The following is an 18,955-nucleotide window of genomic DNA, read 5'->3' on the forward strand; positions in this document are numbered from 1 at the left end:
GCGCTTCGGCGGGCCGGTTCCCCACAGCTCCTACACCACGTTCAGGGACGTGACCTTCGCGGATCAGCGGCGCAGCCAGGATGGTCAGAACGTCGGTGCGGTTCATTGGGGGCCTCAGCGGTTGGAGGTGCGGAGCCAGGATGGGCGGGCGCCGACGCGGCGCGGCCCGGTGGCGGTAGGCGATATGGGATTTCCCATGTCGGGGATGGGTGGGGTTGGGCGATGCCGGAATTCCGGTCACGGCTGCACGGGCTCCAAGCTCTGGGCACCAACCGTCGTGATCGTCGGGCGCCCGAAGAGGTCGAGGAGGATGCGGGCGGTCTCGCCGTCACCACCAGCAAACAGGCCGATGAAGTCGCGGAACGGGCCATCCAGAACCCGGAGCGGCTGGTCAGGCTGCCAGCGCGCCACGCGGGCGCCGGGCACCAGATCAACCGCTCCGCCGTCGGCGTCACAGCGGCGCTTCACCTCGCGCAGGGCGGCGGGAGGAACCCGGCAGGGGATGCCACTTGCGCTGCGGACCAGGAACGCCACGCCGCGGGTGTTCGTGATGGGGTGGAAAGGCTGCTCGGTATGGCAGCCGACGAACAGGTACCGCTCGAACAGCGGGCGCAGCACCACCTCAACCTTGCCGGCGTGGCGGCGCTGCTTTCGGCACATGGGCAGGAAGACCCGGTACCGCTGCCGCTCCAGCTCGGCCTTGACCACGTGTTGACGGCCAGGGTGCGACACCAGGGCGAACCATTCACGATCGGAGAACAGGTCGGTCATCTGCGCCACGCATCGAGCCGGTTGCGAAGCGCAAACGGTAAGGCGGGCGCCAGACCGAAATCAACTAATAGCTAAAACCATACGGTCTGAACGCAATATATTGTTTCCTTGGGCGTCAGGGCCGGACACAGCAAAGTCCATTGGCTGCAGGATGCTAGCCGCGAATCAGCCCATGGTTCGCCATTTCTTTGCTGCATCCGGCTTCATCGCCACGGTGCCGAACTGATTCCAGCACACGTTGATCTTATCTCCGATGACGCCTTCAACCCTGCCGCAGCCGATGTCTGGAGAGAGCACCCGTGTACCGATCGGAAATTTAGCCAGAACCGCGTCCGCAACACTTGATCGAGTGAGGTCCCACCCCCCGCCGGATGGAGGCAGAGCGGTCTCCTTCCGCTCGCCCTTCGTGCTCCGTGGACGCTTCGGCTTATCGCCCTTGCTGGCCGCCTCGGGCTTGGCGATCTTGCTGCCTTCGCCCGGCTGGGGTTGCTGCTCGGGCAGATGATGCTCGTATTTCTCGTCCCACACTTCGTCACGTAGCCATGTATGCAGCCAGGGCACCAATTCCTCGCGAGTGCCCTTTGCCTTCATGAACTTGCCATACTCGATTGCCTTGACCTTCAGGTGGTCGAGGCTCACACGCCCGCTCGCCATCAACTTGGCGAACTCCTTGCGCGCCTTCGCCTTGCCTCTATGCCTGGGGAACACAAACCACAGAGCCTCGAAGGCCGCGTCCATCCCTTGATCGCTGCGCGCGGCTGAAGCTCCCGCGCAAGCCGCCGCATGCGGCAAGGATACCTCTATTCCACCTACGCTTGGTGCTTCGGTGGAATAAGAGGTATAGGGTCCGGCGGGCCGGACTGTATCAGTCCGGTGGGCCGGACTATTCAAGTCCGGTGGGCCGGACGGTTCCCCCTCGCCCGATAGTCCGGTGGGCCGGACTATTGCGAAGTTCGGTCGGTAGGCGTTCGCACGCCCTATGCCGCCGCGGGACACGACGAAGAAGTACCCCTTGTCCACGAGCTTCTTGATGCTCACCGCGGCGGTTGACCGGGCCACACAGGCGCGCGCAGCCAGCACCTCGTAAGAAGGCCACGCCACACCATGTCTCGCGTTGTAAAGGTCGACCAAGTGCCACCCGCACGCCGCATCGCCCCGGCTCAGGGACGGGTCGCTCACGATGCGCTGCTGGAGCTTGTACCTGTCGAGCCACGTCGCTTCCGGCAGATCGGACTTGTTACCTCCCGCCATGCTCAGGCCCTCCCCTGCGGGTGAGCGTCTTCCTGCCATAGGCGGTATCCGCGGGCTGCGAAATTCGCACGGCGGTCAAGAAGCTTCTGCCGGTCCACCTTGCGCTTGCATGCGAAGACGATTGGAACATGCTGGCCGACGTAGCCGGTCAAGTACGGGTCATTTAGCGTGTCCGCGGCGCAGCCCGCGTCCACCATGAACGTGGCAGACAGCCCCGGCCCGGCGAACGCCTCGGCTGGCGACTGCTCGCCGGGGATTGCCAAGATCAGATACGGCCGTCCGGCACGGACCAAGGCGGCAATGCGGGCCTCCAGGGGCGCGGCGTGGTGTTCTCGATTCGGCATCGCCACACCTCACGACAGCATGGCAGCAAGCTCGGGGTCGATTGCCCCCGGCGCTTGGCGGCAGACCGTGCGGGCGCCGCTGTGTACACTCCGCGCAGAATCCCGCGCTGCGCCTCGGGCGTCAATCCATGCAGCGATCTCGTCTTCAAACCAGCCCACGGAGTTCGGGCCGAGTTGGACGCGCGTGGGGAACTTCCCGGCCTTCTCCAGCCGGAAAATGTGCATGCGGGTGTAGGGGACGACTTCACTGAGTTGCTTGAACCGAAGGACACGGCGCATGGTCGGCTCCAGGTGCGGGGAGAGCCAACTGCGCATACGGCAAGCCGGCCCATCCCGTGTTGGGGAGTAGGTCAGCCCGTACCCGTATGTCTTCGCTGAGACCGGCCATATCGGGCGCGCAGGGACGCCCCACCAGTGAGCGTTTGCCTGTCGCTATGTCGTGTCTGCAGTGAGGCCCCGTCGCTCCTTAGCCGGGCGCACCAGACACAATATCTATTCGCACATTCTGTATCCAGCGTCAACATCTTGTATAGAACGCAACGGGCACGCTACCCAGCCCTGCCCGATCGTTACCCAGATGTTACCCATGAACGCGAAACGGCCCCTTTCGGGGCCGCTCATGGTCGCTAAGTGCTTGATTTGGCTGGTGGGCGATGAGGGTTTCGAACCCCCGACCCTCTCGGTGTAAACGAGATGCTCTACCGCTGAGCTAATCGCCCGCGCCGCATCGTTGACAGGATCGGCGTTCCCGGCAACGCAAAGCCGGCCAGCCTTGGGCTGACCGGCGCGCACTATGCCCGGAATGCCCAATCGATTCAAGGCGTCATCACTTCAGCCCGTCCTTCAAGGTCTTGCCCGGCTTGAACTTCGGCTGTTTGGACGCGGGAATGGCGATCTTCTCGCCGGTGCGCGGATTTCGGCCTTCGCTGGCCGCGCGTTCGGAGACCGCAAAGGTGCCGAAACCGACCAGGCGGACTTCCTCGCCGTTCCTGAGCGAGTCGGCGATTCCGTCGAAAACGGCGTCGACCGCCTTGATCGCGTCGGTCTTGGACAAGCCCACGGCATCGGCGACGTGCGCCACCAGATCGTTCTTGTTCACTTACTTCCCCCCTCTTCAATCCGGCGAAGACTATGGAAGCAAAGCCGTCCAATGACTTCACGCATTCAAACGATAAACACGACGTCGCCCGCCCGTCAATTGCAGACGGGCGGGCGATGCGAAGCATGGTGGCGTTTTAAAGACGCTTTAAACGCCGGACTCGATCAGTGACGAAGCACCTCGCCTCCGCCGTCGGTCTGCGGCTTGGCGACCGCCGGCTCGACCGCTTCCGGTTCCTTCCACTCAATGGGCTCGACCTCCCGAACCAAGGCGTGCTTCAGGACGTCGTCGACGGTGCTGACCGGGATGATTTCCAGACCACGCTTCACGTTGTCCGGAATCTCGGCGAGGTCCTTCTCGTTGTCCTTCGGGATCAGCACATGCTTGAGGCCGCCGCGCAGAGCGGCCAGAAGCTTCTCCTTCAGGCCGCCGATCGGAAGCACCCGGCCGCGCAGGGTGATCTCGCCGGTCATCGCCACGTCCTTGCGGACCGCGATGCCGGTCAGGACCGACACGATCGAGGTGATCATCGCCACGCCCGCCGACGGGCCATCCTTCGGAGTGGCGCCTTCCGGCACGTGGACGTGGATGTCCCGCTTCTCGAAGAGCGTCGGCTTGATGCCGAAGGCGGTGGCGCGCGACTTGACGTAGCTCTCCGCCGCCTGGACCGACTCCTTCATGACGTCGCCCAGCTTGCCGGTCGTGGTTACCCGGCCCTTGCCGGGCAGGGCGACCGCCTCGATGGAGAGCAGTTCGCCGCCGACTTCCGTCCAGGCCAGACCGGTGGTCACGCCCACCAGATCCTCCAGCTCCGCCTCGCCGAAGTGGAAGCGGCGAACACCGGCGTACTTGTCCAGGTTCCGGCGGGTGACCGAAACCTTGGCGCCGGGGGAGCCCTTCATCAGGATCTCCTTCACCGCCTTGCGGCAGAGGTTCGCAATCTCGCGCTCCAGGCTGCGGACGCCGGCCTCCCGCGTGTAGTAGCGGATCAGGTCGCGCATCGCATCGTCGGAGATGGCGAACTCACCCTTCTTCAGGCCGTTCGCCTCGATCTGCTTCTCGATCAGGTGCCGCTTGGAGATTTCGACCTTTTCGTCCTCGGTGTAGCCGGCGACGCGGATGATCTCCATACGGTCCAGCAGCGGCTGCGGCATGCGCATCGTGTTGGCCGTGCAGACGAACATCACGTCCGACAGGTCGTAGTCGACCTCCAGGTAGTGGTCGTTGAAGGTGCCGTTCTGCTCGGGGTCGAGGACCTCCAGCAGGGCCGACGACGGGTCGCCGCGCCAGTCGGCGCCGAGCTTGTCGATCTCGTCCAGCAGGAACAGCGGGTTGGACGACTTCGCCTTCTTCATGCCCTGGATGACCTTGCCGGGCATCGAGCCGATGTAGGTGCGCCGGTGACCGCGGACCTCAGCCTCGTCCCGCACGCCGCCCAGCGACATGCGCACGAAGTTGCGTCCCGTGGACTTGGCGATCGACTTGCCGAGCGAGGTCTTGCCGACGCCGGGCGGTCCGACGAGGCAGAGGATCGGACCCTTCACCTTGTTCATGCGGTTCTGCACCGCGAGATACTCAAGGATGCGTTCCTTGACCTTTTCCAGGCCGTAATGGTCGGCGTCGAGGATCTTCTGCGCGAGCTTCAGGTCCTTCTTCACCTTGGTGCGCTTCTTCCACGGAATGGACAGCATCCAGTCCAGATAGTTGCGCACCACGGTCGCCTCGGCCGACATCGGGCTCATGGAGCGCAGCTTCTTCAGCTCGGCCAGGGCCTTGTCGCGGGCTTCCTTGGAGAAGCGGGTCTTGTTGATCTTCTCTTCCAGCTCGGCCGACTCGTCGCGGCCGTCCTCGGTCTCGCCGAGTTCCTTCTGGATCGCCTTGAGCTGTTCGTTGAGGTAGTACTCGCGCTGGGTCTTCTCCATCTGCCGCTTGACGCGGTTGCGGATGCGCTTTTCCACCTGCAGGACGCCGATCTCACCCTCCATGAAGGCGTAGACCCGCTCCAGCCGCTCCGACACCGTCGCGCATTCCAGAAGCTGCTGCTTCTCCGGAATCTTCAGCGCGAGATGGGAGGCCACGGTGTCCGCCAGCTTGCCCGGCTCCTCGATCTGGTTGATCGAGACCAGGACCTCCGGCGGGATCTTCTTGTTGAGCTTGATGTACTGCTCGAATTGCGAAACGACGGCCCGGCCCAGCGCCTCAAGCTCCTGGCTTTCCCCGACCTTCTCCTCGACGAGGTCGGCGTGGGCCTGGAAGAAATCCTCGTTCTCGGCGAACTTGGTGATGGACGCGCGCTGGCCGCCCTCCACCAGCACCTTCACCGTTCCGTCCGGCAGCTTCAGCAGCTGCAACACGGTCCCAACGGTGCCGACGCTGTAGATATCGGCCGGCGTCGGATCGTCCTGCGCGGCGTTCTTCTGGGTGACGAGAAGGATCTGCTTGTCGTCCTTCATAACGTCTTCCAGGGCGCGCACGGATTTCTCGCGGCCGACGAAAAGAGGCACGATCATGTGGGGGAAAACCACGATGTCGCGGAGCGGCAGGACCGGATAGAGGGCACCACGAGGGATTTCGAACATTGATTGGGCCTCTTTCATTGGGACGCCGTCAGCCCGGGATGGGCCTGGGAGGAACCCCGCCTCGGGAATGAGCGCAGGGAACGCAAACCGGCACTTTTTCTAACGTGGCACAGCCATAGCCCCCCTTCAAGGGCCAGAACCCCAATTCCGTATGGCGGTGCGGCAAACGCCGGCCGCTCCTTCGAACGGGCTCCCGCCGGGCTTTCACGCAACGAATGGACGGCACGTCACCCCTTTGTCGCCGCGCGCCTCTTCGGGTGCGCATCGCACAAAGGAACATGCCATGGCGCATTTCAGCACCGAGGATCTGCGGAATCGTCTCTACACGGACGCAGAGACTTTTCTCTGGCAAAACGTCGTCCACTACCCCTTGTTCGGCGGCTACGGCGACGAGACGCAGCTTGAAGGCTTTCAGAACCGCATCGTGGCGAACGTCGACCAACTGGATCGGCTGGGCCGGTACCAGGGCGTCGCCATGAGAAACACGGTCAGGGTACGGGCCGGGGGGCTTTGGACAGCCGTTGATTTCGTCACCAGGAAGAAGACCTGGAAGGAGGTTGGTTCCGTCTACGACGTTTTGCCGGAACTCAAGCGGAAACCGGATAAAACAATACGCGGGGAAGCCTGCGCCTATTTCCTTACCTGGATCGAAAGCGGCGTCACGGAGATTGATGTCCGGCCCGATGCAGGGCTGTTCTTAAACGCCACGATGAGTGGATGCACCATGGGCTGGCTCAGCGACACGCATGGCGGGATGCGGGTCGTCCATTCAAATCTGATCAAGCGGGAGGGCGTGAATCAACCCGATGTCCTCAGTCAGATCCGGGAACGTCTGCCCGATTGCCGCATCCTGGCACCGGAAACTTACCGAAGGGACAGCAGCGAAGCCTATTGCTCCGTCGTCGGCGTGCTGAGGAACGGACGCTGGGAGCTGTACTACCAAGCCTACACGAAGGACAATGTGGATGACGCCGATTTTAAGGGAATCGATACGATGTACAGCATCCTGAGCGTTCGCCGCATCGCCTGATCGGAAGCAAGTTGATCGCAAGCCGCCTCCCGGAAACAGGAAAGGGCGCCGCTGGGGCGCCCTTCGCTGCAACCGTTAAACGCTCGGCGACAAGCGGCCGGAATCAGGCGCCCGGTGCCTGCTGCTCCCCGCGGCGTTCGGCATGGACATAGAGCGGCTTGGCCCGCCCTTCGACCACTTCCTTGTTCACCAGGATGCTCTCCACCCCGGACAGGCCCGGGAGATCGAACATCGGGTCGAGCAGGATCGACTCCATGATAGACCGCAGGCCGCGCGCGCCGGTCTTCCGCTGGATCGCCTTGTGGGAGATGGTGCGCAGGGCGTCGTCGGAGAACTCCAGACGAACATCCTCCATCTCGAACAGGCGCTGGTACTGCTTGACCAGGGCGTTCTTCGGCTTGGTGAGAATCTCGACCAATGCCGCCTCGTCGAGATCGGCAAGGGTGGCGACCACCGGCAGACGACCGATGAACTCGGGGATCAGACCGAACTTCAGCAGATCCTCGGGCTCGACCTCGCGCAGGATGTCGCCGGTCGAGCGCTCGTCCGGGCCGCGCACGTCGGCGCCGAAGCCGATCGAGGTTCCCTTGCCGCGCTGCGCGATGATCTTGTCCAGCCCGGCGAAGGCGCCGCCGCAGATGAACAGGATGTTGCTGGTGTCGACCTGCAGGAACTCCTGCTGCGGGTGCTTGCGGCCACCCTGCGGAGGCACGGAGGCGACGGTGCCTTCCATGATCTTCAGGAGGGCCTGCTGCACGCCCTCGCCCGACACGTCGCGCGTGATCGACGGGTTGTCGGACTTGCGGCTGATCTTGTCGACCTCGTCGATGTAGACGATGCCGCGCTGCGCCCGCTCGACGTTGTAGTCGGCGGCCTGGAGCAGCTTGAGGATGATGTTCTCGACGTCTTCACCGACATAGCCCGCCTCGGTCAGGGTCGTGGCGTCGGCCATCGTGAAGGGAACGTCGATGATCCGGGCAAGCGTCTGGGCGAGCAGCGTCTTGCCGCAGCCCGTGGGGCCGACCAGCAGGATGTTGGACTTCGCCAGTTCGACGTCGTTGTGCTTCGTGCCGTGCGCCAACCGCTTGTAGTGATTGTGCACCGCAACCGAAAGGACCCGTTTCGCGTGATGCTGGCCGATCACGTAATCGTCCAGTACCGCATGGATGTCGCGCGGGGTCGGCACGCCGTCGCGGGACTTCACGAGGGTCGTCTTGTTCTCCTCGCGAATGATGTCCATGCACAGCTCGACGCATTCATCGCAGATGAACACCGTCGGACCGGCAATCAGCTTGCGGACCTCGTGCTGGCTCTTGCCGCAAAAGGAGCAGTAGAGCGTGTTCTTCGAATCGCCGCTGCTGGACTTGCTCATCGGTACTCCGTCATCTCGCGGGGGACTGATCCGTATAACCTGTCAACCGCCTGCGGCGTCCCCCGACGCCGGTCCTTTCAAAGGTTGTCCCGGGAAAGGCCCGAGACAAGGTTAACGCATCCGCTCACTCATCCATCGAACCAGATCCATCGGACCGGTTCCCCATCATTCAACAACAGGGAACCGGCGCAATCAATCATTAGTTCGCGCGCGCCTTCAGGCGGCGCCGTCGCCGACCGAGCCGGGGCGCTTCTCCACGACCTCGTCGATCAGCCCGAAGGCCTTGGCTTCCTCCGGCGACATGAACTTGTCACGCTCCATGGCCGCTTCGATGGTGTCGAGCGACTGGCCGGTGTGCTTGACGTAGATGTCGTTGAGGCGCGAGCGCAGCTTCAGGATCTCCTGGGCCTGGATCTCGATGTCCGAGGCCTGGCCCTGGGCGCCGCCCGACGGCTGGTGGATCATGATCCGGCTGTTCGGCAGCGAGAAGCGCTTGCCCGGCGCGCCGGCGGCGAGCAGGAGCGAGCCCATCGAGGCCGCCTGCCCCATGCACACCGTCGACACCTGCGGACGGATGTACTGCATGGTGTCGTAGATGGCGAGACCGGCCGAGACGTAGCCGCCCGGCGAATTGATGTAGAGCGCGATGTCCTTGCTCGGGTTTTCCGATTCCAGGAACAGCAGCTGCGAGCAGATCAGGCTGGCGACGGCGTCGTTCACGCCACCGATCAAGAAGATGATCCGTTCTTTCAGCAGGCGCGAGTAAATATCGTACGCTCGTTCGCCCCGGTTGGTCTGCTCGATGACCATCGGGACCAGAGCATTCATCTTCGGTTCGAAGTCGTACATGGTGGTCTTCCCTGCTCCCGCAGCTCGGTTAGTCGTCTGAGCAGTCTACATATAGGAATGGAAAGGGGCGACCGGTAGGCCGCCCCTCAACCTTTCTGACGTCAGGCCGCCTCGGCCTCCTCGTCGGGGTCCTTCATAAGCTCTTCGGCGGACACCGGCTTCTCGCTGACCTTGGCCTGATCCAGGATGTAGTCGACGACCTTGTCCTCGAAGATCGGGGCGCGGAGGTTTTCCAGCGCTTCCCGGTTCTGCTTAAAGAACTCGAACACCTGACGCTCCTGGCCGGGGAAGCGGCGGGCTTCCGCGATCAAGGCGCGGTTGATCTCGTCCTGGCTCACCTGGATGTCGTTGCGGCGGCCGATTTCCGACAGCAGCAGGCCCAAGCGCACGCGGCGCTCGGCGATGCCGCGGTACTCGGTCTTCAGCTCCTCTTCCGGCTTCCCGGCGTCCTCGCCGGCGGTACCGTTCTTCAGCTCCTGCTGAAGACGCTGCCAGATGCCCTCGAACTCGACGTCCACCATGCCCGGCGGGACCTCGAAGGAGTGGGCCTCGGCCAGCTTGTCGAGGAGCTGGCGCTTGACGCGCAGGCGCGACACGTTGGCGTACTCGCTCTTGATGCGGTCGCCGACGGCCTCGCGCAGCTTCTCCAGGCTCTCCATGCCGAACTCCTTGGCGAGGTCGTCGTTGACCTCGGCCGGGACGTTCTTGCGGAGCTCCTTGACGTCCACCTCGAAGACGGTGTCCGCGCCCTTCAGGCGGTCGTGCGGGTAGTCCGCCGGGAAGGTGACCTTCACCGTGCGGTGCTCGCCGGCCTTGGCGCCGACCAGCTGGTCCTCGAAGCCCGGAACGAACTGGTTGGCGCCCAGCTCCAGCGGGTAATCCTTGCCGTCCATGCCCGGCAGGGCCTCGCCGTCGACCGAACCGGCGAAGTCGATCACGGCGATGTCGCCGTTCTCGGCCGCGCGGTCCTCGGTGACCGGGGCCTGCACCGAATGGGCGGAGGCCAGACGGGTCAGCGCCTCATCGACGGCCGAGTCCTCGACCGTGGCGACCGGCTTCTCGAGCTCCAGGCCGCTGAGATCGCCCGGCTCGATGTCCGGCAGAAGCTCGACGCCCATGGTGTAGGACAGGTCGCCGCCGTCCTCGTACTTCTCGACGTTGATCTTCGGCTGCATGGCGATGCGCAGGCCGCGCTCGTTCAGCGCCTGGCGCGAGCTGTCGGCGATCGCATCCTCCAGAGCCTCGGCCAGCACGCTGCCGCCGTAGCGCTGCTTGATCACGGCAACCGGCACCTTGCCCGGACGGAAGCCGGGGAGCTGCACCGTCCGGCGCAGCTCTTCGAGCCGGCCCTGCACCTTCTGTTCGATATCCTGGGCGGAAATGACGACCTTGTACTCGCGCTTCAGGCCGTCGGCGCTGGTCTCGGTGATGTTCATCGGAACGAAAGCCTATCTCGTTGTCCGGCCCGGCGGCGCCCGTCCGGGCGGCCCGAAACCGTGTGTTCCCATGCGGTCCAAGCTGTTGCCATGGTGCGGGCGAAGGGACTCGAACCCCCACGACCGAAGTCACCGGAACCTAAATCCGGCGCGTCTACCAGTTCCGCCACGCCCGCAATGGCATAGACAGCCCGCGACGGGTGCGGAACACCCGACGGACTGCCGGCGAAGTCCGCTCTATAGCACAGGGTTCGCGCCGCAAACAGGCAAAATGGGCGCCGTTCCGCACGCCATTGGTGGGGGACGCCCGACGCGACGAAGGCGGCGCCCCGGCGGGCGGCGAACCGGCTCATCCGCCCCCCTTTCCCAGCGACCGTATGGTGGAGGAGGCGTTGACCTTGCCCTCCCCCCGGTACGCCTCGTGGTTGGCGTCGATTTCCCCCAGCTTGTAGCGGTAGTTGATCATCATCCCGCAGGACTGCCGCACCCCCTTGGGCGACCGGTCGCCCAGCCAGTTCAGCCGTTCCATGCGGGCGCCGTTGCTCAGGTGGAAGTGCGCGACCGGGTCGAGCGCCCGCGCCGGCGCGGCGCCCGGCCGTTCGCTGCGGCGGTCCGACGCACGCGCCGTCGTCAGGTAATGCGCGCACAGCCGCATCAACGGGCCGCGCAACTGCTTCTGAAGCTCCTCGTCGCTGTGCCAGTCGGGCAGAGCCAGCGCGCCGGCCAGCACCGGACGCTCCTCCGCTCCGCTTTCCATCTCCGATTCGCCGCCATCCTGCCGCGCGGCCATGGCCTCGGCGATGCGCTCCGCCTCGGGCGGGCTGAGCAGCGAATCGCCGCGCTCGGCCATTTCGCGGTCCAGCCAGCGGCGGAAGCCGGGAATCGGCGACAGGGTGGCGAAGCACTTGATGTTGGGGAACTCGCCGGTCAGCCCGTCGACCACCCGCTTGATGAGGAAGTTGCCGAAGCTGATGCCCGCCAGCCCGACCTGGGCGTTGGAGATGGAATAGAAGATGGCGCTGTCGGCGCTCTTCGGATCGCAGACCGGGGCGGAGGGGTCGAGCAGCGCCTGGACGTTGTCCGACATGCCCTGGACCAGCGCGACCTCGACGAAGATCAACGGCTCGTTCGGCATGCGCGGGTGGAAGAAGGCGAAGCAGCGGCGGTCGGAGTCGAGACGGTCCTTCAGGTCCCGCCAACCGCTGATCTCGTGCACGGCCTCGTATTTGATGAGCTTTTCCAGAAGCGAGGCCGGGCTGTCCCAGGTGATCCGGCGCATCTCCAGGAAGCCGACGTCGAACCAGTTGCGCAGCAGGCTCTTGAGATCGTCCTCAAGGGCCTGGAGCAGCGGTTCGCCGCGCGCCATCTCCATCAGCTCGGCGCGCAGGTCGACCAGGAACTTCACCCCTTCCGGCAGGCCGTTGAACTGGGTGAGCAGGCGCAGCCGCGGCGGCTCCAGCGCGCGGCGCAGGGCGCGCTCGGCGTGGCCGCGCGATACCGGGTCGCCCGCCGTCTGGAAGGTCGCCATCGCTTGGTCGACGGCGGCGCGGTCCACGTCGAAATCGCGCGCCAGCATCATCAGGAAGTTGCGCCGCCCCTGCCCGTCCAGCGCCAGATAGGTGCGGCCGAGCTGCGCCGCCCGCGCCCGCGCCGACACCTCGCCGCCGCGGCCCTCCAGGCAGGCTTCGATCTGTTCCTTCAGCCGCTCCGCGTCTTCCTTGGGCAGATTGGCGCGCGGCGCGGCGCCGACCACCCCGCGGGCGGAGGCGGCGATCTCGCGCCAGCCCGCGCGCAGCGTGTCCAGGGTGCGGTCGAGCAGCCCCGGCGGCGTTCCCACCCCGGGGGTTGGGACTTGGGACGGAACGGGCTCGGTGGATTTGATCTCGGGCGTCTCGCTCATACCCAGAGTCTGGCGTGCGGGCGCGCTCTCGGCAAGCCATAGCTTGAGCCCGGCCTTAAGGGTAGGCCCCCTGTCCAGGCGTATGTATGCCCAGGGGAAGCCGACTCAGCGCCCCCCAGCCTTGAGCCGCCTCAGCACCCCTGGCAGCGCCTCCGGCAGATCCTCGGCGATCAGACCCGGCCCGAAGGCGTTGGCCGCCTCGCCGTGCAGCCAGACCGCGGCGCAGGCGGCGTCGAACGTGTCCATCCCTTGGGCGATCAGCCCGAGCGCGATGCCCGCCAGAACGTCCCCCGACCCGGCGGTCGCCAGATCGGCCGGGGCGTTGGCGTTGATGACGGCCCGCCCGTCCGGCGCCGCCACCACCGTGTCGGCGCCCTTCAAAAGGACGACCGCGCCGCAGCGCGCCGCCGCGGCACGGGCGCGGATCAGTTTGCCGCCCTCCTGCGCCGCGATGTCCGGAAAGATGCGGGCGAACTCGCCCTCGTGCGGGGTCAGCAGGCAGCGCCCGTTCAGCCGGTCGAGCAGGTCGGCGGGCGACTCGGCGAAGCTGGTCAGCGCGTCAGCGTCCAGCACGCAGGCCTTGCCAGCGTCCAGCGCGGCGAGGACATGGTCCCGCGTGCCTTGCCCGACTCCGGCCCCCGGCCCCAGCAGCACCGCGTTCTTGCGCGGGTCCGCCAGCAGCGCCTCGAAGGCGCCGCCGTCCGCCACGTCGTTCACGATCAGGCTGGGCGAGCCGGCGGCGTAGACCGGCACCGAGTCGGGCGGGCAGGCCACCGTGACCAGCCCCGCCCCGGCGCGCAGGGCCCCCCGCGCCGACAGCCGCGCCGCTCCGGTCATCCGCGCACCGCCCAGCACCACCGCGTGCCCCCGCGCGTATTTGTGGGCGTCGAGCCGCGGCCAGGGATAGCGTCGACGCCACAGGTCGGGGCCATTCAGCAGGGTTCGCGGCGCGAGGACGTCGAGCACGGTGTCGGGAATGCCGATGTCGGCGACCACCACCTCCCCGCAGAGGACCCGGCCCGGCAGCAGCAGATGGCCGGGCTTGCGGCGGAAGAAGGTGACGGTCAGCGCCGCCTGCGGGGCCACCCCCATCACTTGACCGCTGTCGCCGTGCAGGCCGCTCGGCACGTCCACGGCGACGACGGTGCGCCCCGCCATCGCCTCGACGACCTCCTTGGCCATGCCGTCGAGCGGGCGGGCCAGCCCGGCCCCGAACAGCGCGTCGATGACCAGGGGATTGCCGTCCAGCAGCCACGGGTCGGCGGCTTCCACCGGTCCGGTCCAGCGCCCGGCCGCCACCGCCGCGTCGCCGCGCAGCGCGGAGCGCGACCCCAGCAGGGCCAGCCGCACCGGCCAGCCCGCTTCGAGAAGAAGACGCGCGATGACGAACCCGTCGCCGCCGTTGTTGCCCGGCCCGCACAGAACGACCGTCGGGTGCGGTGCCCAGCGCTCGCAGACCGCGCGCACCACCGCGGCCCCCGCCGCCTCCATCAGCACAGGCCCCGGCACGCCGCCCGCCATGGTCAGCGCGTCGGCGCGGTACATCTCCGCCACGGAAAGCAGTTCGTCCATCGCCTCCACCCGCCGCAATCCCGCATCACCGTCACCCGGCACAATAAGCACCGCGACGGCCGCAGCATAGCCGGGCACAGGAGGAATGAAAGGAACGGCCTGATTGGCACAGGAATTGGAAGGAAGAACTGGGGCGATGGATGGGACTCGAACCCACGACCGCTCGGACCACAACCGAGAGCTCTACCAACTGAGCTACCACCGCCACCGAGGGGACGGAATGAACCGTCCGCAAACACCCCGCCCGCCGCTTCGATCGATGCAACGCCGACGTGAACTCCTCACGAGGCAGGCACATCCACCGTCAAGGGGGACTGGGGCGATGGATGGGACTCGAACCCACGACCGCTCGGACCACAACCGAGAGCTCTACCAACTGAGCTACCACCGCCACCGGGGTCGCCTATTTGCCCCAAGGGACGGGGCGGGTCAAGCTCTATTTTCCACCGCGTTCATCAATGTGAAAAGCCCGGCGAACGACGGCCCTACCCCATCCGAAAAGGCATGGCTGCGCGGATTGCTTGCAGCTTGTGCACAAATATTGTTCACTTCGCCCTATCCGTTGGCAGTCGCGTGCCGCCCACGGTGGCATCGGCCCGCTGCGGCCCGGCATCCCACGCAGCCGGATCGCAACCCCTCCGATTGGCACGCAACGTGCTTTACTTCGGACCGTCGGCAGAGCCGTGGACGGTGCCTGCCGACGTTGGCACCTCGTACACGAGAGACCCATGAAGAAGATCGAAGCCATCATTAAGCCGTTCAAACTCGACGAAGTGAAGGAAGCCCTTCACGAAGTCGGCATCAAGGGCATCACCGTCACCGAGGCCAAGGGCTTCGGCCGTCAGAAGGGGCACACCGAGCTGTACCGCGGCGCGGAGTATGTGGTCGACTTCCTGCCGAAGGTGAAGATCGAGGTGGTGATGGAGGACTCCCTGGTGGAGCGGGCGATCGAGGCGATCCAGCAGGCCGCCCACACCGGCCGCATCGGCGACGGCAAGATCTTCGTCACCCCCGTGGAAGAAGTTGTCCGCATCCGGACCGGCGAGAAGGGAGGCGACGCGATCTGATCGCGTCCCGAAAACCCGACCACCGGCCAACATGAACCAGCCCCGCCCACAACCGACGCAGAGCCGGCCGACACCGATCGGGCCGACGCAGACCGTCGCAACCGCGAGCGGAACGATCCGTGCGCGGATGCCCATCCGGGCGCGACTTTTTGTGCTGTCACGTTGTGTGCTTGGGAAAGGCATGACATAACGTCCGCCGCGAGCGCCGTCACCCGCCCCTCGGTCGGTTTGACGCAGCGGGACCCAAACCTCTTAAGCGTGGAAAAAGAGATATGTCCGACATCAGCAAGGTCTTCGACCTGATCAAGGAACACGACGTCAAGTACGTGGACCTCCGCTTCACCGACCCGCGCGGCAAGCTGCACCACACCGCTCAGCACGTCTCGACCATCGACGAGGACGTGTTCGAGGACGGCATCATGTTCGACGGCTCCTCGATCGCCGGTTGGAAGGCGATCAACGAGTCGGACATGATCCTCCAGCTCGACCCGACCACCGCCGTGATGGACCCGTTCTCGGCCCAGCCGACGCTGAACATCCTCTGCGACGTCTACGAGCCGTCGACCGGCCAGCCCTACGCCCGCTGCCCGCGCGGCATCGCGAAGGCCGCCGAGAAGTACATGGCGTCGGCCGGCATCGGCGACACCGCCTACTTCGGCCCGGAAGCCGAGTTCTTCGTCTTCGACGACGTCAAGTTCAAGGTCGAGATGAACAAGGTGTCCTACGAGTTCGACTCGGAGGAAGGCCCGTACACCTCGGACAAGGACTATGAGGACGGCAACCTGGGCCACCGCCCGGGCGTCAAGGGCGGCTATTTCCCGGTCGCTCCGGTCGACAGCGGCTCGGACCTGCGCGCCGAGATGCTGAGCGTGCTCGCCGAGATGGGCGTGCCGGTCGAGAAGCACCACCACGAGGTGGCCGCCTCGCAGCATGAGCTGGGCATCAAGTTCGACACGCTGGTCCGCACCGGCGACAACATGCAGTACTACAAGTACGTCGTGCACAACGTCGCCCACGCCTACGGCAAGACCGCGACCTTCATGCCGAAGCCCGTCTTCGGCGACAACGGCTCGGGCATGCACATGCACCAGTCGATCTGGAAGGAAGGCCAGCCGCTGTTCGCCGGCAACCAGTACGCCGACCTGTCGGAGCTGGCGCTGTACTACATCGGCGGCATCATCAAGCACGCCAAGGCGCTGAACGCCTTCACCAACCCGACGACCAACTCGTACAAGCGTCTGGTCCCGGGCTATGAGGCTCCGGTTCTGCTGGCCTACTCGGCCCGCAACCGTTCGGCCTCCTGCCGCATCCCGTACGTCGCCTCGCCGAAGGGCAAGCGCGTCGAGGTCCGCTTCCCGGATCCGTCGGCCAACCCGTACCTGGCCTTCGCCGCCCTGCTGATGGCCGGTCTGGACGGCATCCAGAACAAGATCCATCCGGGCGAGGCGATGGACAAGAACCTGTACGACCTGCCGGCCGAAGAGCTGGCCAAGGTTCCGACGGTTTGCGGCTCGCTGCGCGAGGCCCTGGACAGCCTGAAGGCCGACAGCGCCTTCCTGCAGAAGGGCGACGTGTTCACCAAGGACATGATCGAGTCCTACATCGACCTGCGCACCGAGGAGCTGCTGGCCTTCGAGACCATGCCGCACCCGATCGAGTACAAGATGTACTACTCGGTCTGATCCTTCGGACATCGGTCCACCGGTGTCCGCCCCGCCCTTGCGGCGCGGCGGACACCACCGGGGACCGAACCGCGGAGCAGACCAAGAAAAAGCCCACCGACGGCAACGTCGGCGGGCTTTTTCGTGTGCGGGACTTCAGAAAGCCTCAGGCGGTGCCGCCGAAGCGCCGCGCCGCCTCGATGGTCAGGCCGGTGCCGACCGAGCCGAAGATGTTGCCCTCGACCACGCGGGCGCCGGGCAGTTCGGCCAGGATGGCCGCCCGCACCTGCGGCAGCAGCGTGGAGCCGCCGGTCAGGAACACCGCGTCGATCTCCGCCGGCAGCGTGCCGGCCTCGGCCAGACAGGCGCGCACCCGCCCGCCGATGCGGCCGGCGAGAACCGCCGTCGCCTCGTTCAGTTCGTCCACCGACACCGGGCGCGTCATGCCGCCGCCGCCCCAATCCAGCAGCAGGCCGGCCTCCGGCCCGTCGGACAGGGCGATCTTGGTACGCTCCACCGCCATGGCCAGGGCATGGCCCAGCCGGTGCTCGACCACGCCGATCAGCCGCTCGATGCGGTCCGGAGTTGCGGAATCGCGCTTCAGGCGCTCCAGATCGGCCATCGCCTTGGCGGTGTAGAGGAAGTTGATCTTCGACCAGGTCGCCAGATCGAAGAACAGATGCTTGGGGGCCAGCAGACCCGGACGCTTCATGGCGCTGCCGTGGCCAAGCAGCGGCATGGCCGTCGCCAGCGACAGGTCGCGGTCGAAGTCGGTGCCGCCGACGCGGATGCCGTCGTTGGCCAGGATGTCGGCGCTGCGGTCGGCCCGCCCACGCCGCTCCGGCCCGATGCGGACGATGGAGAAGTCCGACGTGCCGCCGCCGATATCGGCGATCAGGGCCAGCTCCTCGCGGTCCACCTGCTGCTCGTAATCGAGCGCGGCGGCGATCGGCTCGTATTGAAAGGAGATGCCGCGGAAGCCGACGGAGCGGGCAATCTCGCCCAGAGTTTCCTCCGCCGCCGCGTCGCCGGCCGGGTCGCCGTCCACGAAATGCACCGGGCGGCCCAGCACCACGTCGGTCAGTTCGCCGCCGAGCGCCGTCTCCGCCCGCTCCTTGACCGCCGCCAGGAAGGTGGCGATGACCGCGCGGAAGGTGATTCGGCCCTTGCGCAGCGCGGTGTCGGCGTCGATCAGGTCGGTGCCCAGCATCGACTTGATGGACCGCATCAAACGCCCCTCGACGCCCGACGCGTAGGCGTCGATGGCGGCCTGCCCGACCGTCACCGCGTCGGCTTCGAAATCGAAGAAGACGGCGCTGGGCAGGGTCGTCCGCGAACCGTCGAGGGCAAGCAGGCCGTAACCGCTCCCTTCCGTGCCGGCGGCCACGGACGCCGTCCGCACGCCGAGCGTCGTGTTGGACGTGCCGAAATCGAGGCCACAAGCCGTCATGGGAACCCCCGCCGTGATGGAAGGGGCGAGGCTATACAGGGGCCGGGCCTGCGGATCAAGACGCGCGACGGAACAGGCCGCGCTTGTCCGTCTTATTCGGCGGGCCTACTCGGCGGGAATGCTGCGGGTGGCCACGATGTGGTTCAGGGTGATGGTCATCACCGTCTCGCCATGCTGGTTCAACGTGGTGTAGGCCAGCCGGACCGTGCCGCGGTCGCCGCGGCGGGACGGGATGGCCTCCACCACCTCCACCCGGACGCTCAGCGTATCGCCGGGCCGCACCGGGCGCAGCCAGCGCAGTTCATCGCCGCCCGAGCCGCCCAGGCTGGTGCCGGTGATGGCCCCGGTGTCGCGGAACAGCCGGAAGGTCAGGGACAGGGTGTGGAAGCCGCTGGCGATCAGCCCGCCGAACGGTCCCTCCGCCGCCGCCACCGCGTCCATGTGGAAGGGCTGCGGGTCGAAGCGCTGGGCGAAATCCATGATCTGGCTGTCGGTGACCGTCGCCCCTTCGGTGTCGATCACGTCACCGACGCGGAAATCCTCGAAGTAACGCCCCGCCATGCCCGCTGCCCTC

16 protein-coding genes and 4 tRNA genes are annotated in these 18,955 nt (G+C 66.1%); 3 read left to right on the plus strand and 17 right to left on the minus strand.

The window, feature by feature from the left end; translation table 11 throughout:
* Nucleotides 1-237 precede the first annotated feature (237 nt).
* The 7 genes from nusG to lon form a co-directional block, all read right to left on the minus strand.
* Nucleotides 238-771 (minus strand): transcription termination/antitermination protein NusG, encoded by a 534-nt coding sequence (nusG, locus tag DXK32_RS11630; protein WP_114858650.1) that lies wholly within the window; start codon nt 769-771, stop codon nt 238-240.
* 165 nt (nt 772-936) lie between these two features.
* Nucleotides 937-2,022, minus strand: coding sequence for a helix-turn-helix domain-containing protein (locus DXK32_RS11635; protein WP_162801145.1), 1,086 nt, complete (start codon nt 2,020-2,022; stop codon nt 937-939).
* Nucleotides 2,023-2,024: 2 nt separating this feature from the next.
* On the minus strand, nt 2,025-2,366 hold the full coding sequence (locus DXK32_RS11640) for a hypothetical protein (protein ID WP_114858652.1): 342 nt from the start codon (nt 2,364-2,366) through the stop codon (nt 2,025-2,027).
* A gap of 9 nt (nt 2,367-2,375) precedes the next feature.
* Nucleotides 2,376-2,645 carry a helix-turn-helix transcriptional regulator gene (locus DXK32_RS11645; protein WP_114858722.1) on the minus strand — a complete coding sequence of 90 codons (270 nt, stop codon included), beginning with the start codon at nt 2,643-2,645 and terminating at the stop codon, nt 2,376-2,378.
* A 365-nt stretch (nt 2,646-3,010) separates the two neighbouring features.
* A tRNA-Val gene (locus tag DXK32_RS11650) sits at nt 3,011-3,085 on the minus strand.
* Between the two features lie 107 nt (nt 3,086-3,192).
* Complete coding sequence (locus DXK32_RS11655) at nt 3,193-3,465, minus strand: HU family DNA-binding protein (protein ID WP_114858653.1); 273 nt, start codon at nt 3,463-3,465, stop codon at nt 3,193-3,195.
* A gap of 164 nt (nt 3,466-3,629) precedes the next feature.
* On the minus strand, nt 3,630-6,044 hold the full coding sequence (gene lon / locus DXK32_RS11660; RefSeq protein ID WP_114858654.1) for an endopeptidase La: 2,415 nt from the start codon (nt 6,042-6,044) through the stop codon (nt 3,630-3,632).
* Nucleotides 6,045-6,327: 283 nt separating this feature from the next.
* Here lon and DXK32_RS11665 point away from each other — a divergent pair, with 283 nt between their 5' ends.
* Nucleotides 6,328-7,074 carry a hypothetical protein gene (locus DXK32_RS11665; RefSeq protein ID WP_114858655.1) on the plus strand — a complete coding sequence of 249 codons (747 nt, stop codon included), beginning with the start codon at nt 6,328-6,330 and terminating at the stop codon, nt 7,072-7,074.
* 103 nt (nt 7,075-7,177) lie between these two features.
* Here the strand turns inward: DXK32_RS11665 and clpX are convergent, their stop codons facing one another.
* The 8 genes from clpX to DXK32_RS11705 all read right to left on the minus strand — a co-directional run bounded on the left by clpX (nt 7,178) and on the right by DXK32_RS11705 (nt 14,594).
* The gene (gene clpX, locus DXK32_RS11670; protein WP_038528404.1) at nt 7,178-8,446 is read right to left on the minus strand and encodes an ATP-dependent Clp protease ATP-binding subunit ClpX; all 1,269 of its coding nucleotides are present in this window, start codon (nt 8,444-8,446) and stop codon (nt 7,178-7,180) included.
* A gap of 216 nt (nt 8,447-8,662) precedes the next feature.
* Nucleotides 8,663-9,295, minus strand: a complete 633-nt coding sequence (gene clpP / locus DXK32_RS11675) for an ATP-dependent Clp endopeptidase proteolytic subunit ClpP (RefSeq protein ID WP_114858656.1) — start codon at nt 9,293-9,295, stop codon at nt 8,663-8,665.
* 101 nt (nt 9,296-9,396) lie between these two features.
* On the minus strand, nt 9,397-10,731 hold the full coding sequence (gene tig / locus DXK32_RS11680; protein WP_114858657.1) for a trigger factor: 1,335 nt from the start codon (nt 10,729-10,731) through the stop codon (nt 9,397-9,399).
* Between the two features lie 91 nt (nt 10,732-10,822).
* A tRNA-Leu gene (locus DXK32_RS11685) sits at nt 10,823-10,907 on the minus strand.
* Between the two features lie 173 nt (nt 10,908-11,080).
* Nucleotides 11,081-12,631 carry a malonyl-CoA decarboxylase gene (locus DXK32_RS11690; RefSeq protein WP_114858658.1) on the minus strand — a complete coding sequence of 517 codons (1,551 nt, stop codon included), beginning with the start codon at nt 12,629-12,631 and terminating at the stop codon, nt 11,081-11,083.
* Between the two features lie 105 nt (nt 12,632-12,736).
* Nucleotides 12,737-14,203, minus strand: a complete 1,467-nt coding sequence (locus tag DXK32_RS11695; RefSeq protein WP_114858659.1) for an NAD(P)H-hydrate dehydratase — start codon at nt 14,201-14,203, stop codon at nt 12,737-12,739.
* 129 nt (nt 14,204-14,332) lie between these two features.
* Nucleotides 14,333-14,408 (minus strand) — tRNA-His (locus DXK32_RS11700).
* 110 nt (nt 14,409-14,518) lie between these two features.
* Nucleotides 14,519-14,594 (minus strand) — tRNA-His (locus tag DXK32_RS11705).
* A 337-nt stretch (nt 14,595-14,931) separates the two neighbouring features.
* Here DXK32_RS11705 and DXK32_RS11710 point away from each other — a divergent pair.
* Nucleotides 14,932-15,270, plus strand: a complete 339-nt coding sequence (locus DXK32_RS11710; RefSeq protein ID WP_014240107.1) for a P-II family nitrogen regulator — start codon at nt 14,932-14,934, stop codon at nt 15,268-15,270.
* Nucleotides 15,271-15,542: 272 nt separating this feature from the next.
* Nucleotides 15,543-16,952, plus strand: coding sequence for a type I glutamate--ammonia ligase (gene glnA, locus DXK32_RS11715; protein WP_014240105.1), 1,410 nt, complete (start codon nt 15,543-15,545; stop codon nt 16,950-16,952).
* Nucleotides 16,953-17,097: 145 nt separating this feature from the next.
* Here glnA and DXK32_RS11720 read toward each other — a convergent pair whose 3' ends face one another.
* Nucleotides 17,098-18,381 carry an Hsp70 family protein gene (locus DXK32_RS11720; protein ID WP_114858660.1) on the minus strand — a complete coding sequence of 428 codons (1,284 nt, stop codon included), beginning with the start codon at nt 18,379-18,381 and terminating at the stop codon, nt 17,098-17,100.
* A gap of 105 nt (nt 18,382-18,486) precedes the next feature.
* Nucleotides 18,487-18,942, minus strand: coding sequence for a MaoC family dehydratase (locus tag DXK32_RS11725; protein WP_114858661.1), 456 nt, complete (start codon nt 18,940-18,942; stop codon nt 18,487-18,489).
* Nucleotides 18,943-18,955 lie beyond the last annotated feature (13 nt).

It is taken from the genome of Azospirillum brasilense, from assembly GCF_003349955.1.
Taxonomy (GTDB): Bacteria; Pseudomonadota; Alphaproteobacteria; order Azospirillales; family Azospirillaceae; genus Azospirillum; species Azospirillum brasilense_B.